Origin of the sequence: Ensifer sesbaniae (genome assembly GCF_013283665.1) — a bacterium.
Lineage (GTDB): Bacteria > Pseudomonadota > Alphaproteobacteria > Rhizobiales > Rhizobiaceae > Ensifer > Ensifer sesbaniae.
The window spans coordinates 1172982-1195228 of record NZ_JABEKU010000001.1; the positions used below are offsets into that span (position 1 = coordinate 1172982).

At 63.3% G+C, this 22247-nt stretch carries 22 protein-coding genes, 1 tRNA gene and 1 pseudogene; 13 read left to right on the forward strand and 11 right to left on the reverse strand.

From position 1 onward, the window contains the following. Positions 1-189 precede the first annotated feature (189 nt). Positions 190-885 (reverse strand): HAD family hydrolase, encoded by a 696-nt coding sequence (locus tag BHMPCIPO_RS05600; protein ID WP_173515847.1) that lies wholly within the window; start codon positions 883-885, stop codon positions 190-192. 180 nt (positions 886-1065) lie between these two features. On the opposite strand from BHMPCIPO_RS05600, the gene BHMPCIPO_RS05605 reads away from it, so the two are divergent. Then, complete coding sequence (locus tag BHMPCIPO_RS05605) at positions 1066-1734, forward strand: GntR family transcriptional regulator (RefSeq protein ID WP_057250651.1); 669 nt, start codon at positions 1066-1068, stop codon at positions 1732-1734. Between the two features lie 23 nt (positions 1735-1757). On the opposite strand, the gene BHMPCIPO_RS05610 is transcribed toward BHMPCIPO_RS05605, so the two are convergent. After that, a complete protein-coding gene (locus tag BHMPCIPO_RS05610; protein ID WP_173515848.1) occupies positions 1758-2438 on the reverse strand; it encodes an ArsR/SmtB family transcription factor in 681 nt (226 codons plus the stop codon). A gap of 92 nt (positions 2439-2530) precedes the next feature. Here BHMPCIPO_RS05610 and BHMPCIPO_RS05615 point away from each other — a divergent pair, with 92 nt between their 5' ends. From BHMPCIPO_RS05615 to BHMPCIPO_RS05630, 4 genes are all read left to right on the forward strand, one after another. Continuing rightward, positions 2531-2851 carry an NIPSNAP family protein gene (locus tag BHMPCIPO_RS05615; RefSeq protein ID WP_173515849.1) on the forward strand — a complete coding sequence of 107 codons (321 nt, stop codon included), beginning with the start codon at positions 2531-2533 and terminating at the stop codon, positions 2849-2851. Positions 2852-2854: 3 nt separating this feature from the next. Then, entirely contained in the window at positions 2855-3205 is a 351-nt protein-coding gene (locus BHMPCIPO_RS05620) for an antibiotic biosynthesis monooxygenase family protein (protein ID WP_173515850.1), read from the forward strand. Positions 3206-3404: 199 nt separating this feature from the next. Further along, positions 3405-4535, forward strand: coding sequence for a site-specific DNA-methyltransferase (locus tag BHMPCIPO_RS05625; protein WP_104664761.1), 1131 nt, complete (start codon positions 3405-3407; stop codon positions 4533-4535). A gap of 242 nt (positions 4536-4777) precedes the next feature. Continuing rightward, complete coding sequence (locus BHMPCIPO_RS05630) at positions 4778-5179, forward strand: YkvA family protein (RefSeq protein WP_173515851.1); 402 nt, start codon at positions 4778-4780, stop codon at positions 5177-5179. A 53-nt stretch (positions 5180-5232) separates the two neighbouring features. Here BHMPCIPO_RS05630 and BHMPCIPO_RS05635 read toward each other — a convergent pair whose 3' ends face one another. Beyond that, positions 5233-5850, reverse strand: coding sequence for an HAD family hydrolase (locus BHMPCIPO_RS05635; protein ID WP_173515852.1), 618 nt, complete (start codon positions 5848-5850; stop codon positions 5233-5235). A 146-nt stretch (positions 5851-5996) separates the two neighbouring features. Further along, positions 5997-7085 carry an A/G-specific adenine glycosylase gene (gene mutY / locus BHMPCIPO_RS05640; protein WP_173515853.1) on the reverse strand — a complete coding sequence of 363 codons (1089 nt, stop codon included), beginning with the start codon at positions 7083-7085 and terminating at the stop codon, positions 5997-5999. Between the two features lie 93 nt (positions 7086-7178). Here mutY and BHMPCIPO_RS05645 point away from each other — a divergent pair, with 93 nt between their 5' ends. The 5 genes from BHMPCIPO_RS05645 (at position 7179) to ppdK (ending at position 15817) form a co-directional block, all read left to right on the forward strand. Continuing rightward, a complete protein-coding gene (locus BHMPCIPO_RS05645) occupies positions 7179-7685 on the forward strand; it encodes a DUF721 domain-containing protein (protein WP_173515854.1) in 507 nt (168 codons plus the stop codon). Between the two features lie 115 nt (positions 7686-7800). Continuing rightward, positions 7801-8616, forward strand: a complete 816-nt coding sequence (locus BHMPCIPO_RS05650; protein WP_173515855.1) for a DsbA family protein — start codon at positions 7801-7803, stop codon at positions 8614-8616. An 86-nt stretch (positions 8617-8702) separates the two neighbouring features. Further along, positions 8703-9074, forward strand: coding sequence for an endonuclease domain-containing protein (locus BHMPCIPO_RS05655; RefSeq protein ID WP_173515856.1), 372 nt, complete (start codon positions 8703-8705; stop codon positions 9072-9074). A 235-nt stretch (positions 9075-9309) separates the two neighbouring features. After that, complete coding sequence (gene smc, locus BHMPCIPO_RS05660; RefSeq protein WP_173515857.1) at positions 9310-12771, forward strand: chromosome segregation protein SMC; 3462 nt, start codon at positions 9310-9312, stop codon at positions 12769-12771. Positions 12772-13150: 379 nt separating this feature from the next. Beyond that, positions 13151-15817, forward strand: coding sequence for a pyruvate, phosphate dikinase (gene ppdK, locus BHMPCIPO_RS05665; protein WP_173515858.1), 2667 nt, complete (start codon positions 13151-13153; stop codon positions 15815-15817). Between the two features lie 175 nt (positions 15818-15992). Here ppdK and BHMPCIPO_RS05670 read toward each other — a convergent pair whose 3' ends face one another. Both BHMPCIPO_RS05670 and BHMPCIPO_RS05675 read right to left on the reverse strand, forming a co-directional pair. Continuing rightward, positions 15993-16244: a hypothetical protein gene (locus tag BHMPCIPO_RS05670; RefSeq protein ID WP_057250618.1), complete on the reverse strand. Its 252-nt coding sequence runs from the start codon at positions 16242-16244 to the stop codon at positions 15993-15995. A gap of 309 nt (positions 16245-16553) precedes the next feature. Continuing rightward, positions 16554-16937 (reverse strand): hypothetical protein, encoded by a 384-nt coding sequence (locus tag BHMPCIPO_RS05675; protein WP_173515859.1) that lies wholly within the window; start codon positions 16935-16937, stop codon positions 16554-16556. Between the two features lie 267 nt (positions 16938-17204). On the opposite strand from BHMPCIPO_RS05675, the gene BHMPCIPO_RS05680 reads away from it, so the two are divergent. After that, positions 17205-18113 carry a DUF1499 domain-containing protein gene (locus BHMPCIPO_RS05680; protein WP_173515860.1) on the forward strand — a complete coding sequence of 303 codons (909 nt, stop codon included), beginning with the start codon at positions 17205-17207 and terminating at the stop codon, positions 18111-18113. A gap of 128 nt (positions 18114-18241) precedes the next feature. Here BHMPCIPO_RS05680 and BHMPCIPO_RS05685 read toward each other — a convergent pair. The 3 genes and pseudogenes from BHMPCIPO_RS05685 to BHMPCIPO_RS05695 all read right to left on the reverse strand — a co-directional run bounded on the left by BHMPCIPO_RS05685 (position 18242) and on the right by BHMPCIPO_RS05695 (position 19932). After that, positions 18242-18692, reverse strand: a pseudogene (locus BHMPCIPO_RS05685) (thiol-disulfide oxidoreductase DCC family protein). Between the two features lie 2 nt (positions 18693-18694). After that, a complete protein-coding gene (locus BHMPCIPO_RS05690) occupies positions 18695-19618 on the reverse strand; it encodes an MBL fold metallo-hydrolase (protein ID WP_173515861.1) in 924 nt (307 codons plus the stop codon). Positions 19619-19635: 17 nt separating this feature from the next. Further along, a complete protein-coding gene (locus BHMPCIPO_RS05695) occupies positions 19636-19932 on the reverse strand; it encodes a cupin domain-containing protein (RefSeq protein ID WP_173515862.1) in 297 nt (98 codons plus the stop codon). A 211-nt stretch (positions 19933-20143) separates the two neighbouring features. Between BHMPCIPO_RS05695 and BHMPCIPO_RS05700 the strand changes: the two genes are divergently transcribed. Next, positions 20144-20218 (forward strand) — tRNA-Gln (locus tag BHMPCIPO_RS05700). 176 nt (positions 20219-20394) lie between these two features. On the opposite strand, the gene BHMPCIPO_RS05705 is transcribed toward BHMPCIPO_RS05700, so the two are convergent. Beyond that, positions 20395-20751 (reverse strand): hypothetical protein, encoded by a 357-nt coding sequence (locus BHMPCIPO_RS05705; RefSeq protein WP_173515863.1) that lies wholly within the window; start codon positions 20749-20751, stop codon positions 20395-20397. 665 nt (positions 20752-21416) lie between these two features. On the opposite strand from BHMPCIPO_RS05705, the gene BHMPCIPO_RS05710 reads away from it, so the two are divergent. Continuing rightward, entirely contained in the window at positions 21417-21599 is a 183-nt protein-coding gene (locus tag BHMPCIPO_RS05710) for a YegP family protein (protein ID WP_173515864.1), read from the forward strand. Positions 21600-21665: 66 nt separating this feature from the next. Here the strand turns inward: BHMPCIPO_RS05710 and BHMPCIPO_RS05715 are convergent, their stop codons facing one another. Continuing rightward, on the reverse strand, positions 21666-22103 hold the full coding sequence (locus BHMPCIPO_RS05715; protein WP_173515865.1) for a hypothetical protein: 438 nt from the start codon (positions 22101-22103) through the stop codon (positions 21666-21668). Positions 22104-22247: the final 144 nt, after the last annotated feature.

Sequence of the window (22247 nt, forward strand, 5' to 3'; positions counted from 1 at the left end):
TGCAGCGACCTCTCGTCTCTGATAGAGCGCGTCGCTGCAGAGATTTTCGGAGGGACGCGGCGCCACTTCAATGTGTCATCGTGTCCCTCGGCGCCTAATCGGACGCCTGCCGTGGTGGCCGAAGGCTTTTTCCCGCTCCGGCCGAAAGCCGGGGCGAAAGTGGTGCGGCCGGACGTGGCCTTCGCGGCGTCAGGCCGTCATGGACTCCGACCATTCGGAAAGCGCTGCGATCACGCCGGGAAGGGCCGTCATGCGCGAGATCACGGTTTCGGCGCCTGCCTCCGTCAGCTTGTCGGCGTGCGACGGGAAGGTGTGGGAACCGCCAGTGAAGCCGACGACGCGCATGCCAGCGGCGCGCGCGCCGTGGATGCCATGCACGGAGTCCTCGATGACCAGCACCCGCGACGGGTGGACCCCCATCTGCTTGGCACCGTGCAGGAAAATGTCCGGCTTCGGCTTGACGCGATCGGGCCCGAGGTCGCGCGCCGAGTAGATGCGCGAGCCGAAGTGATCCTTGATGCCGACCTTGCCGAGCATCATTGCCAGCCGCGCCGAGGTGGAGTTCGAGCAGATGCAATGGGGCAGCGTCAGTTGCAGCAGCATCGGCTTGACGCCATCGATGATCTTGACGTCGCGTTCCAGTCGCTTGTCGAGAATGGTGTCTACCTTGTCGATCAGCGACGCGGAAAGCGGAATGCTCGCTTCCTTCTCGATCTGCAGCAGCGTGTTGTGCCAGGTCATGCCGGCAAAACGCTCGGCCATCTCTTCGAGGCTGATCGGGTAGCCCGCTTCGGTAAGCAGCGCGGCTTCGACTTCCGAGGCGATGATTTCGGAATCGACGAGAACGCCGTCGCAATCAAAAATGATGAGATCGATACCGGTCATTTGGAACAGTTCCCTGGGAGGAGAAGGCGCCGCAGGCAGGGGGAGGATAGCTTGCGCGGCGCGGGGCTTTCGTACGCCAGAGCTTTATACGAAGGTGGCCGAAAGCTCAACCTTTGGAAATCATCGAAACCGCTGCTCCGCTTGCTCGACAGCATTGTTTCGCGGCTCTATCTGTAGGCGATGGAAAAGCAACAGGACGATACGCTTGCAAGTCGCATCAGCAGGGCTCTCGCCGAGAGGATCATCTCCGGCATCCTGATGCCTGGCGAGCGCTTGCGGCAGGATCATATCGCCGAGGAATTCGGCGCGAGCCATGTTCCCGTTCGCGAAGCCTTTCGGCGGCTGGAGGCCCAGGGGCTTGCCGTCAGCGAGCCGCGCCGCGGCGTTCGCGTCGCCTCCTTCGATCTCAAGGAGGTGAGGGAGGTTGCCGAAATGCGCGCGGTTCTCGAGGTTCTGGCCCTTCGCCACGCCATCCCGCATTTGACGCCGGCGATCCTCGACCGGGCGGAAGCGGCGACGGTTGCCGCCGATACCTCACGGGACGTCCGCTCCTGGGAAGCGGCGAACCGCGCCTTTCACCGATTGATCCTGCAGCCCTGCGGCATGCCGCGGCTGCTCGCGGCCATCGACGATCTGCATGCGGCGAGCGCCCGTTTTCTCTTCTCCGCATGGCGCACGAGCTGGGAAGCGCGAACGGACCACGACCATCGCGCCATCCTTGCAGCCCTGCGCGAAGGCCGTGGCGACGAAGCTGCGAAGATCCTCGAGCGGCACGTGGGATGGATCGGCAAGACGCCGGTCAGGACTGCTGCAGGTGAAACCCGCGAAGCCTTCTCGATTGTTGGCTAAGATCGCGTCCGCGCTACGGCCGCCTATTGCGGAAACAGCTCCGAAAACGCCTTCTCGCCGCTTGCGGTAAAGCGGATGGCGCGGCTGTTTGCTTCGCGCTTCGCCCAACCCCTGTCGATGAAGAGCGTCAGCAGCGCCTCGCCAAGCGAGCCGGCAAGATGCGAGCGGCGCTCGCTCCAGTCGAGGCAGGTGCGGCAGATCGGGCGGCGCAATTTCTTCAGTGCCGAATAGTCGATGCCCAGTGCCTCGATCCGGGTCTGGCCAGCCGGCGTCAACGCGAGGTCGTCGCCGTTGATCTCGATCTGCTTCTCGGCGATCAGGCTGTCATACATGCGCACGCCATAGTCGCCGGCGAGATGGTTGTAGCAGACGCGCGCTTTTCGCAGCGCCGGATCCTTCGGGCCGGGGCGGTGACGGTTCATGCCGCGGCTGGCGGCGAAGCCCATCAGGTTCTCGAGCATCAGGCCGACTTCATCCTCGGCGAGCTGGAAATAGCGGTGCCGCCCCTGCTTGCGCTGGCTGAGCAGGCCACCCGCTTCGAGCTTGGAAAGATGGGAGCTTGCGGTCTGAAGCGTGATCCCGGCATGGGTGGCGAGTTCGGTCGCCGTAAGGGCCCGACCACCCATCAGCGCCGTCAGCATGTTGGCGCGGGCGGGATCTCCGATCAGGGAGCCGATGAGAGCGATGTCAGGACCTTCCTTCATACTTCGATCGTAGTCGAAGCATCCCCGTCGGACAAGCGTGCATAGTCGTCCCATCGAAGACCGGCGACAGGCCGGGCCACAAGGAGACGACGATGATCACCTGCTTCATCCGCTACGAAATCGATCCCTTCAAGAAGGAAGAGTTCGCCACCTATTCGCGCAACTGGGGCGAGGCGATCCCACGCTGCGGCGCCGATCTCATTGGTTACTTCGGGCCGCATGAGGGCTCGGCGACGACGGCCTACGGTGTCTACAACATCGAGAGCCTCGCGGCCTACGAGGCCTATCGCGCCCGGCTTGCAGCTGATCCGCTCGGCAGGGAAAACTATGCCTTTGCCCGCCGCGAACGGTTTATTCTGAAGGAAGACCGCATTTTCCTGAAGAACGTATCCGCTGGCATCGGAGGAAAGTGAATCATGATTGCCGTCATCTTCGAAGTCCTGCCGGCCGAGGGCCGTCGCGACACCTATCTCGGTATCGCCGCCGACCTGCGCCCTCTGCTTGACGACATCGATGGTTTCATCTCGATCGAGCGGTTCCAGAGCCTGGCGAATCCCGACAAGGTATTGTCCCTGTCCTTCTGGCGCGACGAGGAGGCGGTGAAGGCCTGGCGCAACGGTGCCGAACACCGCGCCGCCCAGGATGCGGGACGTCACGGCGTCTTCGCCGACTATCGCCTGCGCATCGCCTCCGTCATCCGCGATTACGGGTTGAACGAGCGCCGTGAAGCGCCGGCCGACAGCCGCGCCTTTCACGACTCCAAATGAATCGGCGTGTTCGTATCTTGCCGTTGGCGTGGGATGCGGGCGGAAAACCGCGCACACTTTTCCTCATCCCACGCCAGGGGATCTCACTAACATGGCGTGACTACGCACTTTTTCGGAACGGCCTTCAGGCTTTGGTAACCATCTTCGGTAACCATAAGCTCCATAGTCCGTTCCGAGTAAGCGTATTTGCGAGTTGTCCATGTCTTCAGTTGTTTCGCTTGCCGAAGTCTCCCGCTCCACCCGTCCGCTGGGCTGGCTCGACAGCATCATCAAGGGTGACTGCGTTGCGGCGCTCAATGCGCTTCCCGACAATTCGGTCGACGTCGTTTTCGCCGACCCGCCCTACAACCTCCAGCTCGGCGGCATGCTGACCCGTCCCGATCAGTCGGTGGTCGATGCCGTCGACGACGAATGGGACCAGTTCGCCTCCTTCGAGGCCTATGACGCCTTCACCCGCGCATGGCTGCTCGCCTGCCGCCGCGTGCTGAAGCCGACCGGCACTCTCTGGGTCATCGGTTCCTACCACAATATCTTCCGCGTCGGTGCCATCCTGCAGGATCTGCACTTCTGGATCCTCAACGACATCATCTGGCGCAAGACCAACCCGATGCCGAACTTCAAGGGCCGCCGCTTCCAGAATGCCCATGAAACCCTGATCTGGGCGACGCCGAATGCGAATGCCAAGGGTTACACCTTCAATTACGATGCGATGAAGGCCGCCAATGACGACGTGCAGATGCGCTCCGACTGGCTTTTCCCGATCTGCTCCGGGCATGAGCGGCTGAAGGACGACGATGGCAAGAAAGTGCATCCGACCCAGAAGCCGGAGGCGCTGCTCGCCCGCATCCTCATGGCCTCGACCAAGCCGGGTGACGTCGTGCTCGATCCCTTCTTCGGTTCCGGCACGACCGGCGCCGTCGCCAAGCGTCTCGGCCGTCACTTCGTCGGCATCGAGCGCGAGCAGGACTACATTGACGCGGCCTCGGCGCGCATCGATGCCGTCGAACCGCTCGGCAAGGCCATGCTGTCAGTGATGACCGGCAAGAAGGCCGAACCGCGTGTCGCCTTCAATACACTGATCGAGAGCGGGCTGATCAAGCCCGGCACGGTGCTCACGGACGCAAAGCGCCGCTACAGCGCCATCGTCCGCGCCGACGGCACGGTCGCTTCCGGTGGCGAGGCCGGCTCAATTCATCGCCTGGGCGCCAAGGTCCAGGGGCTTGATGCATGCAATGGATGGACATTCTGGCACTTCGAAGAGGGGAACACCCTGAAGCCCATCGACGAACTCAGAACCGTCATTCGAAATGATCTGGCAAAACTGAACTGATCAACCAGTTCGGCCAGATCCTTCGAAAGGCGCTCCGACCGGTTTTTGTACCTTCAGTCCCGGAAGGAGAGCTTTAAATGCCCGGAATCCTCAAAGCGGATTCCGGGCATTTGTATGTTTGCGGGATGATTGCAGGAACGTTGACGCGATAGGCAAGGAGGCTTCGCCTGATTGCCAATCCTTGCGTCCGGAAATAGGATTCCGAGAACCCAGTCTTCACCCGAATAAGGGTTGCCGTCCGCATGGCCTCGCCCGATCGACTCCAGCGCACGAAGCAGTGGGCGCGTCAGATCCAACGCGACGTCGTCGCGCTCTGGTTCGCCGCGCGCGACCCTCGAACGCCGCTTTCAGCGAAGTTCGTTGCCGGCGCAGTCGCCGCCTACGCGCTGTCGCCGGTCGATCTGATCCCCGATTTCATTCCGGTGCTCGGCTACATCGATGATTTGGTCATCGTTCCGCTCGGCATCCTGCTGGCGGTGCGTCTCGTGCCGCCGACGCTCATGCACGAATTTCGGGACCGGGCGACGGCATTGGAGGAGCGCCCATCCAGCCGCGGCGGTCTGGTCGCGATCCTGTGCATCTGGCTGGCGGCCGCAGCGCTTGCCGGTTGGGCGGTGTGGCGCGTCGTTTCGCCCGAAAGCTGAAGGCGCGCCGTACCTTAGCCGTCGTTCCATCGACCGGGCGAAACGGGCTTGCGTCAGGAATGGATGCCGTATGAAGTGAGGTCGGCCTTCAATTTCTCGGGGTCGACGAAGTGCACCGCGTGCCAACCGGCGAGCCGCGCGGCTTCGACATTTGCGACGCTGTCATCGATGAAGAGGGTCGCCGACGGGGTCAGGCCGAAGGTCCGCGCATGCGTTTCGTAGATGGCGATATCGGGCTTGATGAGCTTGACGTCGCCCGAAACGGTGACGCCGCGCGGCAGGGTCAGGAAGGGATAGAGGGCCTGGGCCTCGCGGAACGTGTCGGAGGCGAAGTTGGTCAGCATCGTCACGTCGCGTCCCTCGGCAATCAGCCGTTCCAGCAGCGAAACCGTCTCGACATAGGCATGCGGCACCATCTCCTGCCAATATTTGCGGAAGGCGCGGATCTGCACTTCGCGATCGGGAAAATCCTTGATCAAAAGCGCCTCGGCCTCCTCCCAGGAGCGGCCGCGATCCTGCTCGATGTTCCAGTCATGGGTGCAGACATTGGCGAAGAACCATTCCCGCTCCGCCTCGTCGGGGATGATGCGGCTGAACGGCAGGTTGGGATCGTAATGAATCAGCACCTTGCCGATGTCGAAGACGATGTGGCGGATTTCGATGCTGCTCATGGACGTATTCCTTGCTTGGTCTTTTAGATCAGAAGTTAGGCCGGCACGTGGACTGAGAACCGCACATTTTTCCTCATCCTGCTCCAGCACTTGGTTTCTAGAGCGTCTTTCCGTTTCCAGTCTTTCCACTTTGAAAGCGGAACACTCTAGCGCTCCGCCTTGAAGGCATGCGGAATCGCCTGGGCGATCGCCTTTTTCATGACCGTCGGCAGCGCCTGGGCCTTGAGGGAGTGAAATGGTTCCCACCAGCCGTCGCCGTCCGTTCCGGCGCGCGCGACATTGGCGCGGTAGACGGAGAGACGCAACTCGAAATGTGTGAAGACGTGGCTGATGGTGCCACAGTCTTCCCAGTGCGCGGCGAAGGGTTGGGAGGCGAGCGAGGTGTCGCCGTCCTGTCGCGCCGTCCAGTCGGTGCCGGGCACCTCGGTCATGCCGCCAAGCAGGCCGCTCTCGACCCGCTTGCGCAGATAGACGGCATTGTCGGCATCGATCGCGACGAAGGCGGCGCCGCGCCGAAGCGGCTTGTCCTTCTTCTGCGCCTTGCGCGGAAAGGTCTCGGGATCGGCAACGACCAGCGCGCGACAGTGCGCACGGAAGGGACAGAGCGAGCAGGCAGGCCGCTTCGGGGTGCAGATCGTCGCGCCGAGGTCCATCATCGCCTGGGCGAAATCGCCCGGGCGATCATCGGGCGTGAGGCCGGCGACGCGGGCGCGCATCGCGGGCTTGGCTCCCGGCAGGGGCGTTTCGATCGCATAGAGCCGTGAGATCACCCGTTCGACATTGCCGTCGAGCACCGCGCTCTTGCGGTTGAAGGCGATCGCGGCGATTGCGGCGGCGGTGTAATCGCCGATGCCGGGAAGGGATTTCAGCCCTTCCTCGGTGTCGGGGAAGCGGCCGCCGTGGTCGTTCGCGACGGCTTCGGCACATTTCTTCAGGTTACGGGCGCGGGCATAGTATCCGAGCCCAGCCCAGGCCTTCATCACGTCCTCGTTGTCGGCGCGCGCCAGGTCCTCGACGGTTGGCCACAGCGACAGGAATTTCTCGAAATAGGCTTTTACCGCCTGGACGGTCGTCTGCTGCAGCATGACCTCGGACAGCCAGACATGATAGGGATCGGCGACGACCCCTCGCTTGGCCATAGGCGGCGAGACCCGCCAGGGCAGGTCGCGGTGGTGCCTGTCGTACCATTCCAAAAGAAGGGGTGCGGCGTCGGCCGCCGGTATCGGATCGTTCATGATTTGCCGGGAGTTCTCTTTCCGGCCTATACTTGGCGAAGCGGAGCCGCGGCATCAAGGCTCAATCGACGTTGCATACAGAAAGTCGCTTTCGTGAGTGAGCAGAAGCCCCGCAAGGGCGTCGTCCAGATCAGCGAGGTCGCCAACGGCCTGATCGACCCCGTGCTTGCCAAGCGCGCAGGCATCAACACCATGCTGCTCGGCTCTTGGGACGAAATTGCCGGCGAAGACTTCGCCGATTGCACGCGCCCGGAGAAGATCGCCTGGCCGCGCCGTGCCTCGGAAATTTCGGGTGAGGGCGGTTACCAGCCGGGCGTGCTGACGGTTGCCTGCGAAGGCGCACGTGCGCTCTTCCTGACCCATGCCCAGGGAGAACTGATCCAGCGCATCAACGGCTTCTTCGGGTTCTATGCCATCGGGCAACTGCGCATCGTTCAGAAGCCAGTCTCGCCGCAGTTGAAACACCGCGGCAAGCCGAAGCCGCTTTCGGGCGAGCCCGCGCGCCGGCTGGAGGCGATGGTCGAGGGCATCGAGAGCGAAGAACTGAAGGCGGCCTTGCGACGGCTTGGGACGGCCGTGCTGGCGCCGCGACGGCGATAGGGCCATCAGCCGGTCACAATTCTTTGAATTCTGTTGACGCCCGGCCACTTGCCGCCCTGCGCGCAGCAAGATATCGAATCCGCAGCATAAATCCTTCCGAACACGGGTCAAATTCATGTCCGCTTCCGCAATGAACCTTACGAAACGCCTGCTCGGCGGTGCCGCCATCGCAACCGTCGCCCTGGTGCTTGCTGCCTGCAGCGACGAAAAGAAGGAAACGGCCTCGACGACCACGCCAACCGAGACGGCGGCAAAGCCGGACGCCACCACGACCGCATCGACGACTGCGACCCCGGCAAGCACCGAGGCCAAGCCGGCCGCCGGCACGGAAGTCGCTCAGTCGACCGCCGCCCCAGCGAAGGTCGAGCTTCCTTCCTCGGAAGGTTCGGTCGATCAGGCCAAGCTGCTCGAGCCGGGCGCTCTGCCGGAAATGGCGCTGGGCGACGCCAATGCGCCGGTGACGATCGTCGAATACATGTCGATGACCTGCCCGCACTGCGCGGCCTTCCACAACAACACGTTCGAAGCGATCAAGACGAAGTACATCGACAGCGGCAAGGTCCGCTTCATCATACGCGAATTCCCGTTCGATCCGCGTGCGGCGGCTGCCTTCATGCTGGCGCGCTGTGCGCCGGAAGGTCAGTATTTCCCGATGATCTCCATGCTCTTCAAGCAGCAGCAGCAATGGGCCGCGGCCCAGAACGGCCGTGACGCGCTGCTGCAGATGTCCAAACTCGCCGGTTTTACACAGGAGAGCTTCGAGGCCTGCTTGACGAACCAAAAACTTCTGGATGATGTGAACTCTGTCATGCAGCGGGGCGCAAAGGATTTCGGCGTTCAGTCGACGCCGACCTTCTTCGTCAATGGTGAGCACTATTCGGGGGACATGTCGGTTGACGTTATGTCGGCCCTCATCGACAGCAAGCTCTGATCCTTCGCTTTTCCTGAAAACGGGCGACGGCAGCAGCCGTGTGCCCGTTTTTTTGTTCGTAGCGTTGCGGCAAGCGGGGTCCCGACATGCCGCACGCTGACGTTTCACCGAAGGCCCGTTCGAACGCCCGTCGCATGCGAAGCGCCATGACGGATGCCGAGCTCAAGCTCTGGAACGAACTACGCGCGCACCGACTGATGGGGCTCGGCTTTCGACGGCAAGTTCCGATTGCTGGTTACATTGCTGATTTTGCGTGCCCGACGCAAAGGTTGATAGTCGAGTTGGACGGATCTCAGCATGCAAGAGCGGGGGCTGCCCATTACGACCTGCAGCGCACCCAACGTCTGGAGGCGGACGGCTGGACGATACTGCGCTTCTGGAACGACGATGTGCTGCGAGACATCGACAATGTATGTGAGCATCTAGTGCGCGTAATTGGTAAGGGGGCGTTCGAATGAAGCGCTGGTGGCTTACCCCCCTCTGCCCTGCCGGGCATCTCCCCCACAAGGGGGGAGATCGGCCAGTGGCGATGTCGCATGCACACAGCCACCATTGCAGGGTGTCGAAAGGGCAGTTGAACCTGGTGGTGAGCCGGTCGCGATGGAATCGAGCCGATGCTCCAACTGATCTCCCCCCTTGTGGGGGAGATGCCCGGCAGGGCAGAGGGGGGTATCTGGCCCCAGCGTCTGCCACATGAAGTTCAACAAGCTCCGCCTGCTCGGCTTCAAATCCTTCGTCGAACCGACCGAATTCATCATCGAGAGGGGGCTGACCGGCGTCGTCGGGCCGAATGGCTGCGGCAAGTCCAATCTCGTCGAAGCGCTGCGTTGGGTGATGGGGGAGAACTCCTACAAGAACATGCGCGCTTCCGGCATGGACGACGTGATCTTTTCCGGATCCGGCAACCGCCCAGCGCGCAACACGGCGGAGGTCGGCCTCTATCTCGACAACGGCGATCGCACGGCGCCCGCGGCCTTCAACGATAGCGACGAGATCCAGGTGACGCGCCGCATCGAGCGCGAGCAGGGCTCTGTCTACCGCATCAACGGCAAGGAGGCGCGCGCCAAGGACGTGCAGTTGCTCTTCGCCGATGCCTCGACCGGCGCGCGTTCGCCGTCGATGGTCGGGCAGGGGCGGATCGGTGAGCTGATCGCCGCCAAGCCGCAGGCCCGCCGCCAGCTTCTGGAAGAGGCGGCCGGCATTTCCGGCCTGCATTCGCGCCGCCACGAGGCGGAATTGCGCCTCAGGGCAGCGGAAACCAATCTCGAGCGCCTCGACGACGTCACGTCGCAGCTCGAAAGCCAGATCGAGAGCCTCAAGCGCCAGTCGCGCCAGGCCAACCGCTTCAAGATGCTGTCGGCCGATATCCGCAAGCATGAGGCGATCCTGTTCCATATCCGCTGGGTGCAGGCCAAGGAGGCGGAGGCCGAGGCGACGAGCCAGCTCAACCAGATCACCGCACTGGTCGCCGAAAAGGCGCAGCTGCAGATGCAGGCGGCCAAAGAACAGGCGATTGCCAGCCTGAAACTGCCGGAACTGCGCGAGAACGAGGCGCGGTTCGCGGCGGCGCTTCAACGCCTGCAGATCGCCCGCGCGCAGCTCGAAGAGGATGCCGGCCGGATCCTCAGACGGCGCGACGAGTTGCATCGTCGCCTGGCGCAGCTTGCCGAAGACATCGCTCGCGAAGAGAGGCTCGTCGTCGACAATGCCGGCATTCTGGCGCGGCTCGACGAGGAGGAGGCCGAACTTGGCGACATGCTCGCCGAGGCTGACGACCGCGCGACGGAAGCGCGTGAGCGGCTGGAGGAAGCGAATGAAAGGCTCGCCGACAGCGAAGCGTTATTGGCGCGGCTGACCGCCGAGCGGGCCGAGGCCCAGGCGGGTCGCAACCAGCTCGAGCGGACGCTGCGCGATCTCTCGGAGCGACAGGCCCGGCTTGCCCGGCAGTTAACTGAACAGTCGCGCGATCTCGATGAACTCGACAGACAGATGGCCGCACTTCCCGACCCGCACGAGAAGCAGGGGCAGGTCGAGGTCGCCGAGGCCGCGCTCGAAGAAGCGGAAGCCAATGTGCTTGCGATCGAGGAGGCTCTGGCTGAGGCGCGGCGCGCGGAGGTTGACGCGCGTCCACCGGTCGATCGCGCACGGGCCGCTCTCAACGGTATAGAAACGGAAGCGCGCACGATCCGCCGCATGCTGGAGGCGGTTTCCGGCGGCGCCTATCCGGCCGTGGTGGAGGAGATGAAGGTCGACCGCGGCTTTGAGACCGTATTGGGTGCCGCGCTTGGCGACGATCTCGATTCGCCGCTCGACAGGCGCGCGCCGGCCCATTGGCGAGCGCCCGGCGATCATGCCGGCGACGCCGATTTGCCCGAAGGCGTTAACCCGCTGATTGCCCATGTGAAGGCGCCGGATGCGCTGACGCGTGCGCTCAAGCAAATAGGCATCGTCGCAAGCGAGGCGGAAGCGGAGCGGCTGCTGCCATTGTTGAAGCCCGGTCAGAGCCTCGTCACCAAGCAAGGCTCCGTCTGGCGCTGGGACGGGCATGTAACCGGTTCCGAGGCGCCGAGTGCCGCCGCCCTGCGGCTGGCGCAGAAGAACCGCCTCGCCGAACTCGAAATAGAAACCGAAGGTGCCGCAGAGGCGCTGCGCCGCGCCGAGGCTGAACTTGCGGCCGCCGGCACGCGCATTCGTGCCGAAGACGAAAGGCTGCGGCTCGCGCGTGAGGCGCAGCGCATGATCACGCGGCAGCTCGCCGAAGCCCGTGACGCCCTTGCGGCTGCCGAGCGCGCCTCGGGCGATCTTGCCCGCCGGCGCGCGGTATTGGCGGAAACGCGTAGCCAGATCGAAGCCCAGGTCGAGGAAGTGGCCGAGCAGATCGAAACGGCGAACGACGCGCTGGCTGATGCACCCGATCTCTCAGAACTTGAATTGAAACTGCGCACGCAGACGGCCGATGTCGCCGCCGATCGCGCCGCCGTCGCCGAAGCCCGTGCCGCCCATGACGGCCTGGCGCGTGAGAACGAGGCCCGCCAGCGGCGCATGACAGCGATAGCCAGCGAGCGCCAGACCTGGAAGGCGCGCGCCGCGAGCGCCGAGGAACATATCGCGACGCTGCGCGACCGCGAAGCGGAGGCCCGCGATGAAGTCGAAGAACTGATCGACGCGCCGGACGAATTCGATGACAAGCGCCGCGCGTTGATGGGCGAATTGCAGAAGGCGGAGGCGGCGCGGCGCGAGGCGGCCGACCTCCTCGCCGAGGCCGAAAATCACCAGCGCGAGGCGGATCGGCTGGCAGCAACCGCGCTTTCCGAGCTTGCGGAATCGCGCGAGAAGCGTGGCCGCGCCGAGGAGCGGCTGGTCTCGGCCCGCGAGCGCCGTATCGAGATCGAAGCGCGCATCCAGGAAGCGCTCTCCTGTGCGCCGCATGAGGTGATGCGCCTGACCGGGCTCGCGGTCGATGAAGCGTTGCCGGACATGCGCAACATCGAGCGTGAACTCGAACGGCTGAAGATCGAACGCGAGCGGCTCGGCGCCGTCAACCTGCGCGCGGAAGAGGAGCAGCAGGAGCTTTCCGAAAAGCTGGCTCTCATCCTCCGCGAGCGCGACGACGTCATCGAGGCGATCCGCAAGCTCAGGAGCGCCATCCAGAACCTGAACCGTGAGGGCCGCGAGCGCCTGATTGCCGCCTTCGACGTCGTGAACGTGCAGTTCCAGCGGCTGTTCACCCATCTCTTCGGCGGCGGCACCGCCGAACTGCAACTGATCGAGAGCGACGATCCGCTGGAAGCGGGTCTCGAAATCCTCGCCCGCCCGCCGGGCAAGAAGCCGCAGACGATGACGCTGCTTTCGGGCGGCGAGCAGGCCCTGACGGCCATGGCACTGATCTTTGCGGTGTTCCTCACCAACCCGGCGCCGATCTGCGTGCTCGACGAAGTGGACGCCCCGCTCGACGACCACAATGTCGAGCGCTACTGCAACCTGATGGACGAGATGGCGGCCTCGACCGAGACCCGCTTCATCATCATCACCCACAACCCGATCACCATGGCCCGCATGAACCGTCTCTTCGGTGTGACCATGGCCGAGCAGGGCGTATCCCAGCTCGTCTCCGTCGACCTGCAGACGGCGGAACGGCTGCGCGAAGTAGTCTGATCGACGTTTCCCGGACCTGACCGATTAGCGTTTGGCTGACCGAGACGGATTGCATGATGGGCTATTCTTGGACGCGCCCCACCGCGCCAGTTTATATCAGTTTTTTGTGATGTGGCCGGCAATGTGGCGGATAAAGCCTCTGGCGGGCATTACGGCTTGTCGCCTTATATCGACCTCGATTTAAGGAGACTTGCAGCAAATCAAAGTCCCACAGCGACCTTTGCGCGTCGGGCAAGACGTGCGGCGCTGTCGACCGCCAATATGTTGCATTGTTACACAAAATGATGCGGTGCAGCATAATTCTTCACCGGATGCATTTTCAGCCTGAAACATATACTGTAGATCGTCATAAAAGACTGTTTCTGGGTGGAGAGCAGGTATGACGAAATGGGTATACACCTTCGGTGGGGGCAAGGCCGAGGGACGTGCAGGTGACCGCGAGCGGTTGGGTGGCAAGGGCGCAAACCTTGCCGAAATGTGCAACCTCGGCTTGCCGGTGCCGCCCGGCCTGACGATCGTCACCGATGCCTGCAACAGCTTCTTCGACAATGGCAGGCAGATGCCGGAAGGCCTGCGCGACCAAGTGCGCGAGGGCATCAGTCGGATGGAAGAGGTGACCGGACGGGTCTTCGGCGACACGTCCCATCCCTTGCTGCTTTCGGTTCGCTCCGGCGCCCGGGCCTCGATGCCCGGCATGATGGATACCGTTCTCAACCTCGGCCTCAACGACCAGTCGGTGCATGCGCTTGGCCATGACGCCGGCGACGCGCGTTTTGCCTGGGATAGCTACCGCCGCTTCATCCAGATGTATGGCGATGTTGTCATGGGCGTCGATCACGATGTCTTCGAAGAGATCCTGGAAGATGAAAAGGCGCGCCTCGGCCATGAGCAGGACACGGAGCTTTCCGCCGTCGAGTGGCAGCACGTCATCGCGCGCTACAAGGAGGCGATCGAAGAGGCGCTCGGCGAACCCTTCCCGCAGGATCCGGAAGTGCAGCTCTGGGGCGCAATCAGCGCCGTCTTTTCGAGCTGGATGAACCCGCGCGCGATTACCTACCGCCACCTGCATGGCATACCCGCCGGCTGGGGAACAGCCGTCAACGTCCAGGCCATGGTCTTCGGCAATCTCGGCAATTCCTCGGCAACCGGCGTCGCCTTCACCCGCAATCCCTCGACCGGCGAAAGCGAGCTCTACGGCGAGTTCCTCGTCAACGCCCAGGGCGAGGACGTCGTCGCCGGCATCCGCACGCCGCAGAACATCACCGAGGCGGCCCGCATCGCCTCCGGTTCCGACAAGCCGTCGCTCGAAAAGCTGATGCCCGAGGCCTTTGCCGAGTTCCGTTCGATCTGCGATACGCTCGAGCGGCACTACCGCGACATGCAGGATCTCGAGTTCACCATCGAACGCGGCACGCTCTGGATGCTGCAGACCCGCTCGGGCAAACGCACCGCCAAGGCGGCGCTGAAGATCGCCGTCGATATGGCCGAGGCGGGGCTGATCTCCGAGCAGGAGGCCGTCGCCCGCATCGATCCCGCTTCGCTCGACCAACTGCTGCACCCGACGATCGACCCGCATGCGCGTCGCGACATCATTGGTTCCGGCCTGCCGGCCTCGCCGGGTGCCGCCACCGGCGAGATTGTCTTTACCTCCGAAGAAGCGGTTCAGGCCGACAAGGAAGGCCGCAAGGTCATCCTCGTGCGCGTCGAAACCAGCCCGGAAGACATTCACGGCATGCACGCGGCCGAAGGTATCCTGACGACGCGCGGCGGTATGACCAGCCACGCGGCCGTGGTCGCCCGCGGCATGGGCACACCTTGCGTTTCCGGCGCCGGCAGCATCCGCGTCGATCTTCGCAACGAGCTGTTGACGGCCGGAAGCGTGACGCTCCGCAAGGGCGACATCATCACTATCGACGGCTCGTCCGGCCAGGTGCTGAAGGGGTCGATCGCCATGCTGCAACCGGAGCTTTCCGGTGACTTCGGCAAGATCATGGCCTGGGCGGATGCCAGCCGCCGCATGACCGTCAGGACCAATGCCGAAACGCCAGCGGATGCGCGCGCCGCGCGCTCCTTCGGCGCCGAAGGCATCGGCCTCTGCCGTACCGAGCACATGTTCTTCGAGGACGACCGCATCAACGTCGTGCGCGAGATGATCCTCGCCGACGACGAGGCTGGCCGGCGCCTGGCACTTGCCAAGCTCCTGCCGATGCAGCGCTCGGATTTCGCCGAGCTGTTCTCGATCATGCACGGCCTTCCGGTGACGATCCGCCTGCTCGACCCGCCGCTGCACGAGTTCCTGCCGAAGACCGACGAGGAAATCGCCGACGTCGCAGGGGCCCTTTCGCTCGACCCGTCGGAACTCCGCCAACGCGTCGACGAACTGCACGAGTTCAACCCAATGCTCGGCCACCGCGGGTGCCGTCTGGCGATTTCCTATCCGGAGATCGCCGAGATGCAGGCGCGCGCGATCTTCGAGGCGGCCGTCGAGGCGGCGCGCGAGACTGGCGCGGCCGTCGTTCCCGAAATCATGGTGCCGCTCGTCGGCCTCAAAACAGAGCTCGACTACGTCAAGGAACGCATCGATGCGGTCGCCAAGGACGTGATCGGTGAGGCCGGGATCGACATAGACTATCTCGTCGGCACCATGATCGAGCTGCCGCGCGCGGCACTGCGCGCCGGCGTGATCGCCGAAGCGGCAGACTTCTTCTCCTTCGGCACCAACGACCTGACGCAGACGACCTTCGGCATCTCGCGTGACGACGCTTCGCAGTTCCTGGCAACCTATCAGCAGAAGGGCATCATCGAGCAGGATCCGTTTGTCTCGCTCGATTTCGATGGCGTCGGCGAACTGATCCAGATCGCCGCCGAACGGGGACGGCGCACCAAGAACGGCCTGAAGCTCGGCATCTGCGGCGAACATGGCGGCGACCCCGCCTCGATCCGCTTCTGCGAGGACGCCGGTCTCGACTACGTCTCGTGCTCGCCCTTCCGCGTGCCGATCGCCCGCCTTGCCGCGGCCCAGGCGGCGATCAACGGCAAGGGGTAAGACCACAGCGCCGCGCGTCTGCTCGGACGCGCGAAGGTCGCTGCAGCACTTTGAATTGCTGCGTTTTGTCCCTTAACCGGCAACGATTAAGTGGAACACGCAGGTAGAAGCCGACGCTCGCGAACCGGCGTCGGCTTGGCTGTGCGCGCTCCTTCGACCGAAGGCGATAGCCAGATCAGCGCATGATGACGACCGGCCGGTCCCAGCCCCACATCATCACGTCGTTCTGATAGCGGAAGGCGCGCGATTCGGCGCGCCGGTCGAGTTCGATGCGTTGCAGGCAGGTGGCAAAGGCGTCGGTGCCGCGGCGGAAGCCGTAGGAGGCGCAGGTGTTCCCGTCGGCGATTCGCCGCTCCTCCGGTGTCATCGTCTGGCACGCCGTCAGCAGCAAGGCAGCCGCGACAAGGATCGTCAATCGGGTCGTCATGATCTTCGTGCCTCCAGAGTGCCGGCGCGCCACCGGCGGATTCATTTCTCGAATCGCAATCAATATAGGGAGTTGCGCCGAAAATCGAAGCGAACCGCGGCAAATCTGCGGCGACGTTGCGGTTGTGCACGGACGGCGCCCCGCGATCGCCGGATGTGGTGCTGAAGGTGGGGTGTCGGCAGGTCTGCCGGCCGTGGTCGACGTGCAGCACCAGTGGGGCGTTGCAGGAAGCTCGAGACGAAACGCTTCGCTGGTTGGCATGCAACCGCTTGCGTCAAATCCGGTGGAAGGGGCGCCGCCGTGCCGCGATCACATGCGCTCGAGCACGCCGACGAAGGACTCGGCGAAGCGCTCCAGGTCGCGCGTGCCATCGCTTGGATGTTCGATGCGTATGGCCGTGCCCTGCTCATCAAGGCAGGCAAACAGGATCGATGTTTCGGCGTCCGCGTCGCCGAGCCGAAGCACGGCGATGCTCATGCAGTCATCGATCAGCTCAGAGGCAGGCAATGCAAACAGAAACTCGGCGCCGGCATTGTCGGCTACGGTCCGGACAAAACCAGGGAAATCATCCTTGTTCCCGGAGAAGCCGTCGAGGGAGAGTTCCAATTCGAGGAGCCCCATCGGAATGCCGCCGTCGCCCGCAGGAAGAGGGGCGGGGGTGGCAATTGCCACGGCTGCTTGCGATGCGCCCATGTCGGTTCTCCGTCGATCGCCGCGCACCCTCACACTCTGCCGGGCGCGGCCGTTGCCTCCGATTGAAACTCCGCGTGCCGGCCTATTCCTGGGCGCGCGGGCACATTCCCATGTGTTGATAGGTGGTTAACGAGAATGGCGATTTTGCGGCGAAGCCTCGGGCGCGGCCCGCAGCGCGGCGGTCGACTGGCGCATTGCCTGTTTTCACGGCTCGGGGCATGGTCTAAGAATGCGGTCTGTTTCGCGGCAGGGGATTGATTCAACTACATGATGATCCGGTACGAGCGTCCCTATTCCTATGCCGCCCACTGGGCGCGTCGTTTCGCCCGTGTCTCCTTCGTACTCTTCGCGCTCTCGCTGCTCGCCCACCGCTTCGGGCCACTGACGACACCGCATTTCCTGGCTCTCGTCGGCCTGTCCGGCGTTTTTGCGCTGCTTGGCGTATTGCTTGCCGTCGTCGGCCTTGCCCGCCTCTGGCAGGTTGCTGCGATCGGTGGTCTCGCGTCGGCTGCGGCCCTCGTTTACGCCGCGCCGGCGCTCGGTTTCATCGGTTTCGGCGCCGTGCAATATCTGACCCGCCCGGCGATCTACGATGTCAGCACCGATACGGTGACGCCGCCGCCATGGCTCGAGGTGCCGCAGACCGAAGAGAGCTGGCTGAAACGCAAGGACGCCGTAACGCCCGAGGACCGGGAAGCGCAGATCCTTGCCTATCCGGGCCTCACCGGCCGGCGCTATGATGGCGCGCTCGACCGCGTTTACCAGGGCGTGCGCACCGTCATCGAACAGAACCGCGTTGGCATCACCGAGGAGCTTGGCGTCGAAAACGCCCGCGCCGATCTCGAGGACCTGACCGTGCGACCGAATGCCGGGGCGGAGACGACGGTCGAGCCGGAAAACGTCCCGGTGCCGGCGGCGCGGCCGGAACTCTCGCTCGAAGGCGCGCTTGCGGGACGGCGCGCCAGCGACGTCGTGCTCCAGGGCGAATGGCGCACGCTGATTGCCGGCTTTCGTTTCGATGTGTTGATACGGCTGCGCGAAGAGGCCGAGACGACCTTCGTCGACCTGCGCGTTGCCTCCCGCTACGGTCCGCACGACCTCGGCATGGGGGCAGCGTTTGCCGACCAATTCCTGCGGGCGCTCGATGCCGAGCTGCTCGGCATCGCCGGCGACTGATCAGCATCGAGCCGGCAGGTGGCGTCAGTCGCGCACAACGGCGCCGCGACCATCGAATGCGGCGATGGCAAGGGATCCCAATCGCGTCCGAGGATCTGCTGGTGGAAACTCTGCCATTCGCCCAGGATTCATGCGATGAAGCGCCCACGCTCCTCAGGCGTCGGCACCATGCAGCTCTGACGGTGCCCCGCGATGCGATAGCGGTTTTTCGCAACGAGATCATAAAGCGGGTCGCGAAGGGCAGCGGGCAGAATACGGCAGACATTCACCAGCGACCATGGCAGGCCCAGCCGCGCGAGCGTTCGGATCGATCCGTCGGATTTGAATCGGGCTACGCCGTCCTCGATCAGGAGGTTGCTTTCGCCTGCTGGCATCGAGCCCGTAATGCCGGTAGAGCGCCTGGCCAATCGGCGACTGCGCCGTGAGATAGCGGTACTGCGCACGCCGGTCATGGCGAAGCAGGAAACGCACCCAGCCGGAACAGAGGATGCATTCACTGTCGAAGACGATCACCGGCTTGTCATCGGCAAAGGCAGGCACAGAGGCATCGCTGCGATAGCTGTAGGCCGCCCGCCGCATGATCAGCCGGCTCCGCCGGGCGCCAGCCGGTAAGTGCCGAGGAGCGAGGGCGGCCCGTCGGTCTCGACCCGTCCTTGCTCGATCAGGTCTTCGAGATGCGCAAGGACCGAGAGCGCGGCGGCCCCGTGCAGCCGGACATCGGTGGAGGCATAGATGACCTTGACCATATCAGGAATCCGACTGTCGCCGGCACGGATGCGTTCGAGCACGGCGCGCTCGCGCATCTTGCGGTGGGCGCGCAAGCCCCGAAGGAAGGAGGCCGGCTCGGTCACCGGCCCGCCGTGGCCGGGCAGGTAGAGATGGTCGTCGCGGTAAAGCAGCTTCTCGAGCGAGGCCATGTAGTCCGCCATGGCCCCATCCGGCGGTGCAACGATCGTCGTCGCCCAGGCCATCACGTGGTCTGCGGAAAAGAGAATGCCGGTGCCATCGAGCGCGAAGGCCATGTGGTTGGCCGTATGGCCCGGAGTGGTCAACCCCGTCAGGCTCCAGCCATCGCCCTCGACGCGCGCGCCATCGGCAAGCCCGAGATCGGGTGCAAACTCCATGTCCGAACTTTCGGCAAAGGGATTGGTTTCGCCCATATGCAGGGGGCGGGCGGAGCGGTGCGGGCCTTCGCCCACGATCAGCGCGCCGGTTGCGGCCTTCAGCCGCCGGGCGAGCGGCGAGTGGTCGCGATGCGTATGGCTGACGGCGATATGGGTGACCTCGCGGCCGGCCAGCGCCGCCATCAGCGCCTGAAAATGCGTTTCGTCATCCGGGCCGGGGTCGATGACGGCAACGGAGCGCTTGCCGACGATATAGCTGTTGGTGCCATGGAAGGTGAAGGGGCCGGGATTGTTGACGGTGATGCGCTGCACGTCGTCCGCCACCGTCACGGCCGCGCCATGGGCCGGCTTGAAATCGAGATCGAAGTCTGGCCCCTGCATGCGTTTCTTCCTGGCTCTCACTGGTACTCGATCTCGATGAACGACATCGGCTCGCCGCCGGCATTGACGACATTGTGCGCCACGCCCGCCTCGCGGCGATAGGCAGCCCCCTTGGCGATATCGACGCGGCGGCTGCCCGTTTCTTCCTCGAGCAGGAACTGGCAATCGGTCATCGGCACGACGACATAGCCTAGGCCGTGCACATGATGGCCCGTGTCGGCGCCGGGCTCGAAATCCCAGCGTGTGATCCTGACAACCGCGTCATCGACGAGCACGCTCGGAACGGCAGGGGGACGGGCGCGAAACTGGCTCATGGCATTCTCCATTCGCCGGGACAATAGGAGGTGCGGTCGGCGAAGGGAAGGGCGCATGCGCGACCCATGTTGGGGAGCCGGACTGCCTTTTGCACAAGGCGCAACAAATCCGCCGAAAATTCAACTTAGTGCCAACTTAGTGATTGTGACCGGCGGCGAGCTTTGATAAGCAGGCGCTCGATTTGGCGGACGTATCGTCCCGTCAATCTGTTGGGGCGTCGCCAAGCGGTAAGGCACCGGTTTTTGGTACCGGCATTCCCAGGTTCGAATCCTGGCGCCCCAGCCATCTGTTTTCAGGTAGATAACTTCGATCACTTACATGAAGGCGCGCGCCTCGCCATGCGCCTCAACGAGTGCGCTCGGTTTTTCTATCCAACGGCTCGCCTCTGCGGCCACAAGGCGGGAGAGGCCAGGGACATCTCCGAGATGCCGCGCCGGGCGATATCTTGTTTAGGGCGCTCTTCACCAGCGGTTGTGCGATGACCTGCTGTCGCTGTTTTCCCGAGAATAGCGGTCTTCCCTTTGTGTCCAAGTCGGCGCTCTGTTGACCGATTTGGAAACGGGAGGCGAAATGTTCAAGAGATTTGGAAGGCTGGGCTGACCATTGGTCTTGCCTCCGCCTCCATGACCACGCGGGCCTCCCCCGCTGGACTTGGCAATGGCGCGCGAATTTAAGCTTGTGCCAAGCAGTAGGGTTATGGTCGGAGGGGTTACAGCGGCAAAACGCCCAGCCTTCATGAGAAAATTTCGGCGGGCTTCAGCTTCTGATGTCAATTCTTCGGGGGTATTTTCTAATTCCTTTGTATTATCTTTCGACATGATCCACCTAATTATACTTAAGTTAAAATAACGGACATATATTATCAGTGATATTCACGAACGCAACCGGCTAGATTTCGCAGTAATACTTCAAGAATTCAGGGAAAGAGTTTTGTTCAGGGGAACGCCCGTGATTCGGCGCGACTGCATGTCTCCTTAAATCGTTCTCGATTTAAGGACAGAGACATGCAGCTACAGCGACCTTTGCGCGTCTCATAAGACGCGCGGCGCTGTAGATATAGATCGGATCACGTCGCGCCTGTTTATGGAGCGTGAAAAGCCGTCTGTTATCCGCAGAAAGCTTCCGGCAAGACGCAGCAGGGCAGCAACGCCAAAAGCAGTTCCTAAGGAGAGGGTGCACGTCCAGTCGGCGCAGCTTCGATAATCTGGAGAAATTCAGCAACGACAGTGTGCTTTTGCTTTGCCGCTTCTGCGTGGCTGCGGGTGTCGCCCTTCGTCAGTTCTCGCGGCACCGGGTCAGGCACCCTTCAACCGTCGTTATTCATCTGCTCAAGGTAGCTAGGGGGCTTCAGGCACTGCAGCGGCGTTCTTCAATCATCCGATCGGACACGGCCCAGCGCGCGCCGACTCTACTTGCGCTCTTGTCAAGTCGCGCTGCAACTGACACGCTAACTGCGGTGATTCCTACTTGTATGAGGGAGAAGATGGCTCACAAATTCGAAATCTACAAAGACAAGGCTGGTGAATACCGGGTTCGCTTCAAGTACAACAGCGAAGTGATGTTCTCGACCGAGGGCTACAAGACCAAGGCCAGCGCACAGAACGCCATCGACTCAATCAAGAAGAACGGTCCAGACGCGCCCGTCGAAGACAACAGCACGAGCTGAGTTCGACCACACTCTCCTAGACGAAACCCGCCGATTTTCACCGGCGGGTTTTTTGATACCTGGAGCTCAGCCTGCGGTTGCCGCCGGCTTGGTCTGGGCCGGGGCGCCCAGGAACTCTTCGCACCAGCTCGGGCCATCGGCACGCTTGTGGTCGCCGGCAATGCGGATCGAGCGGATGACATAGTCGGACGAGACGGTGAGCTGGACAGAGCAGCTCAGATACTCCGTGCGGGCCGACGAGAGGCGCTTGCCTCGCTTGCCGTCCTTGGTGGTTTCGTACTGCGCCGGAATCTTGCGGGTCTTGTAGCCGCCCTTCCAGCTGTAGACGGTGGAGCTGCCGCTTTCGACGTCGGAGATCGGCGGACCGTATTGAGCGAAGAAGCCGCCGGCCGGCTGACCCAGCCAACGGGCCTCGACCGCGTTCCTGCTGATCCCAGTCGTTGTCGTCGTGCAGCTGGCGAGCATGAGCGCAACGCCCGCCACCGTCATCATGCGGAAGTTCATGTTTCTGTCCCTTTGGCTCTCGTTCTGAAATAGGCATGGCGCGGAGGCCCGTATCCCCTGGCTTTCCACGCTTTCCGTTGTGCCTCTAGCGCCAAACCAAGCGAAAGGAAATCCACGCCGCGCCTCGCATTTCAGGAAAATAGG

What these genes read in the sequence shown, in the direction of transcription:
- BHMPCIPO_RS05600 (WP_173515847.1), bottom strand. Translation starts at nt 885, where the DNA reads ATGACCGGTATCGATCTCATCATTTTTGATTGCGACGGCGTTCTCGTC.
- BHMPCIPO_RS05605 (WP_057250651.1), top strand. Translation starts at nt 1,066, where the DNA reads ATGGAAAAGCAACAGGACGATACGCTTGCAAGTCGCATCAGCAGGGCT.
- BHMPCIPO_RS05610 (WP_173515848.1), bottom strand. Translation starts at nt 2,438, where the DNA reads ATGAAGGAAGGTCCTGACATCGCTCTCATCGGCTCCCTGATCGGAGAT.
- BHMPCIPO_RS05615 (WP_173515849.1), top strand. Translation starts at nt 2,531, where the DNA reads ATGATCACCTGCTTCATCCGCTACGAAATCGATCCCTTCAAGAAGGAA.
- BHMPCIPO_RS05620 (WP_173515850.1), top strand. Translation starts at nt 2,855, where the DNA reads ATGATTGCCGTCATCTTCGAAGTCCTGCCGGCCGAGGGCCGTCGCGAC.
- BHMPCIPO_RS05625 (WP_104664761.1), top strand. Translation starts at nt 3,405, where the DNA reads ATGTCTTCAGTTGTTTCGCTTGCCGAAGTCTCCCGCTCCACCCGTCCG.
- BHMPCIPO_RS05630 (WP_173515851.1), top strand. Translation starts at nt 4,778, where the DNA reads ATGGCCTCGCCCGATCGACTCCAGCGCACGAAGCAGTGGGCGCGTCAG.
- BHMPCIPO_RS05635 (WP_173515852.1), bottom strand. Translation starts at nt 5,850, where the DNA reads ATGAGCAGCATCGAAATCCGCCACATCGTCTTCGACATCGGCAAGGTG.
- mutY (WP_173515853.1), bottom strand. Translation starts at nt 7,085, where the DNA reads ATGAACGATCCGATACCGGCGGCCGACGCCGCACCCCTTCTTTTGGAA.
- BHMPCIPO_RS05650 (WP_173515855.1), top strand. Translation starts at nt 7,801, where the DNA reads ATGTCCGCTTCCGCAATGAACCTTACGAAACGCCTGCTCGGCGGTGCC.
- BHMPCIPO_RS05655 (WP_173515856.1), top strand. Translation starts at nt 8,703, where the DNA reads ATGCCGCACGCTGACGTTTCACCGAAGGCCCGTTCGAACGCCCGTCGC.
- smc (WP_173515857.1), top strand. Translation starts at nt 9,310, where the DNA reads ATGAAGTTCAACAAGCTCCGCCTGCTCGGCTTCAAATCCTTCGTCGAA.
- ppdK (WP_173515858.1), top strand. Translation starts at nt 13,151, where the DNA reads ATGACGAAATGGGTATACACCTTCGGTGGGGGCAAGGCCGAGGGACGT.
- BHMPCIPO_RS05670 (WP_057250618.1), bottom strand. Translation starts at nt 16,244, where the DNA reads ATGACGACCCGATTGACGATCCTTGTCGCGGCTGCCTTGCTGCTGACG.
- BHMPCIPO_RS05675 (WP_173515859.1), bottom strand. Translation starts at nt 16,937, where the DNA reads ATGGGCGCATCGCAAGCAGCCGTGGCAATTGCCACCCCCGCCCCTCTT.
- BHMPCIPO_RS05680 (WP_173515860.1), top strand. Translation starts at nt 17,205, where the DNA reads ATGATGATCCGGTACGAGCGTCCCTATTCCTATGCCGCCCACTGGGCG.
- BHMPCIPO_RS05690 (WP_173515861.1), bottom strand. Translation starts at nt 19,618, where the DNA reads ATGCAGGGGCCAGACTTCGATCTCGATTTCAAGCCGGCCCATGGCGCG.
- BHMPCIPO_RS05695 (WP_173515862.1), bottom strand. Translation starts at nt 19,932, where the DNA reads ATGAGCCAGTTTCGCGCCCGTCCCCCTGCCGTTCCGAGCGTGCTCGTC.
- BHMPCIPO_RS05705 (WP_173515863.1), bottom strand. Translation starts at nt 20,751, where the DNA reads ATGTCGAAAGATAATACAAAGGAATTAGAAAATACCCCCGAAGAATTG.
- BHMPCIPO_RS05710 (WP_173515864.1), top strand. Translation starts at nt 21,417, where the DNA reads ATGGCTCACAAATTCGAAATCTACAAAGACAAGGCTGGTGAATACCGG.
- BHMPCIPO_RS05715 (WP_173515865.1), bottom strand. Translation starts at nt 22,103, where the DNA reads ATGAACTTCCGCATGATGACGGTGGCGGGCGTTGCGCTCATGCTCGCC.